This is a genomic window from Mycobacterium simiae, assembly GCF_008370645.1.
Taxonomy (GTDB): domain Bacteria; phylum Actinomycetota; class Actinomycetes; order Mycobacteriales; family Mycobacteriaceae; genus Mycobacterium; species Mycobacterium simiae_A.
Genome location: NZ_VTZN01000323.1, coordinates 1 through 2,520 on the forward strand (window position 1 = coordinate 1; position 2,520 = coordinate 2,520).

General features: G+C 62.1%; 3 protein-coding genes. 2 read left to right on the forward strand and 1 reads right to left on the reverse strand.

The window, feature by feature from the left end:
- On the forward strand, positions 1-316 hold a 316-nt coding region (locus F0Q45_RS25340; RefSeq protein WP_149656498.1), incomplete at its 5' end, for an acyl-CoA carboxylase subunit epsilon.
- Positions 313-951 carry a Maf family protein gene (locus tag F0Q45_RS25345; RefSeq protein ID WP_149656499.1) on the forward strand — a complete coding sequence of 213 codons (639 nt, stop codon included), beginning with the start codon at positions 313-315 and terminating at the stop codon, positions 949-951. The genes F0Q45_RS25340 and F0Q45_RS25345, both read left to right, overlap by 4 nt.
- Before the next feature lie 261 nt (positions 952-1,212).
- Here F0Q45_RS25345 and F0Q45_RS25350 read toward each other — a convergent pair.
- The coding region (locus tag F0Q45_RS25350; RefSeq protein WP_262491178.1) for a condensation domain-containing protein at positions 1,213-2,520 on the reverse strand (1,308 nt) is incomplete at its 5' end.

Consider the following 2,520-nt stretch of genomic DNA (forward strand, 5'->3'; position numbering starts at 1 on the left):
CGACGGGAGTGAGATGAACGTCGGCAATCACAACGGTCATGCACCAGTGAGCGCGAACAACAGCAACGCGGCAGGCGTGTCGCCGGTCACCGCTGATGGGCACCATCCGCACGAGCCGCACATTCAGATCCTCAAGGGACAGCCCACCGCTCAGGAGTTGGCCGCGCTGATCGCAGTGCTGGGCAGCGTCAGCGGTGCGCCCCCAGCGCCGGAAACCGAGCCCACCCGGTGGGGCCTGCCGGTCGACAAGTTGCGCTACCCCGTCTTCAGCTGGCAGCGGATCACGCTGCAAGAGATGATGCACATGCGTCGATGACCAGGCTGGTGCTCGGGTCCGCTTCCGCTGGTCGGCTCAAAGTGCTCCGCCAGGCCGGCGTCGAGCCGCTGGTGATCGTCTCCGGCGTCGACGAAGATGTGGTCAGCGCCGGACTCGGACCGGGCGTTACAGCCAGCCAACTGGTCTCTGCGCTGGCCCGGGCAAAAGCCGAGCAGGTCGTGAGGGCGGTGGACCATATGGTCGCCGCCGATTGCGTCGTCGTCGGGTGCGATTCCATGCTCAGCCTCAATGGCCGGTTGTCCGGGAAACCGCAGACGGTGGCCGAGGCGCGCCGACAGTGGCAGTCGATGGCGGGGCGCCCCGGCCAACTGTATACCGGCCATTCCGTTATCCGGTTGCTGGACAACAAGATCGCTCACTGCGTTGACGAAACATCAATAACCACAGTTTTTTTCGGTACTCCATCGCCTGACGATCTGGAATCGTACTTGGCCAGCGGGGAATCGTTGCAGGTCGCGGGAGGATTCACCCTTGACGGACTTGGCGGCTGGTTCATCGACAGAATCGACGGCGATCCGTCGAACGTGATCGGGTTGAGCCTGCCGCTTTTGCGTTCACTATTACACCAAGTTGGGCTATCGGTCGCCGCACTGTGGGCGGAAGTGGTTGGCTAACACATGCTCGATCAATGCCCACGTTGCAGCGTCGCGGCGACCATGCCCCATGGCAACCTAGATGAGTAATTCCCCACTGCTGGCCGAGTGTGTACCGGCTGCGCGGAGTGTGCACTGGCGGCCACGACTCGCCGCTTGGGTTCAGGGGCTGGTTTGGCCCAACGCCTCCTCGCTCTTACCGTCGCGAGGATTGATGTTGCAAACCAATATCAAGCGCTCAACGATTCACGCCACACGGGCCCATCGGTGAATTGACGCTAACTACTGTTCCGGCATTAATGTCGACAGTTGCCGCTCCGGGTCGACCACCGTTGCCGACAGCAGCTTCTCCAACATGTAGATCCAAGTCCGGATGGTGGCGGCGTCGTAGACGTCAGTGCGGAATTCCACGACTCCGCTAATGCCGGCGGGACATCCAGCGTCGGTGAATCGTTCGTTGAGCGACAACACCAGATCCATCCGGCCGACGCCCGTGTGGAGCGGGACAACCGTGACATCCAGATTGCCCAACGCCCACTTGGGGGGCTCGGTGTTATGCCAGACCAGGATCACTTGCCGCAGCGGGGAATGGCTTAGCGCCGGGCTGGGGTTGAGCCGGTCGACGAGGACACCGAAGGGCAGGTCCTGGTGATCGAATGCTTGCAAAGTGCGCGCACGCACCTGAGCTAGCAGTCGCGCAAAGGTGGGATCGCCTCCCAACTCGGCGCGCAGCACCATGCTGTTGGCGAAGTTGCCAACCAATTCATCCAGCATCGGGTGATTACGCCCGGCAACATTGATTCCGATGGGAATGTCGGTGCTGCCGCAGAGTTCGGACAACACTGCGGCCAGGGCCGCGTGAACGACCATGAAACTGGTCGCGTTGTGGTCGCGTGCCAGCCGGGCTATCCGGTCATGCAATGCCGCGGGCCAGTGTAGAGCGATCGTGTCGCCACGGTAGTCCGCCGCGGGTGGATGTGGTCGGTCGGTGGGTAGCTCCAGGCGTTCTGGGATTCCGGCGAGCGCGCCTTCCCAATACTGCAGTTGAGTCCCGACCAAGCTCTCGGGATCGGCAGGATCACCCAAGTACTCGCGCTGCCATAGGGCGTAATCGGCGTATTGGACTGGTAACGGAGCCCACCTTGGGGCACGCTCGTTACGACGACTGCAATAAGCGGCGTTCAAATCGGACGCCAGTGGTGCCAGCGACCAACCATCAGCGGCAATGTGGTGCAAGCTGATGGCCAATACGTGTTCGCCCTCGGCGACACGGTAAAGCCGAGCGCGCAGTGGGATCTGAGTAGAAAGATCGAAGGTAGCGCTGACATGCGCGGCCAGTGACTGCCGGAGCCGCGTGGCGGACCATTCCGCGGCGTTGACGATTCGCCAGCCTAAGTCAGCCCGCTCCACGGGTAAGACAGCTTGGTATAAAACGCCGTCGACGCTGGTGAAGACAGTGCGCAAGGTCTCGTGGCGGTTCACCACATCAAGCAGTGCGTTTCGTAAGGCGTCAACATCCAGCTCGCCGCGCAATCGCAGCGCCAAGGGGATATGGAAAATCGGGACGTCCGGCGCCAGATGGTGCATGTC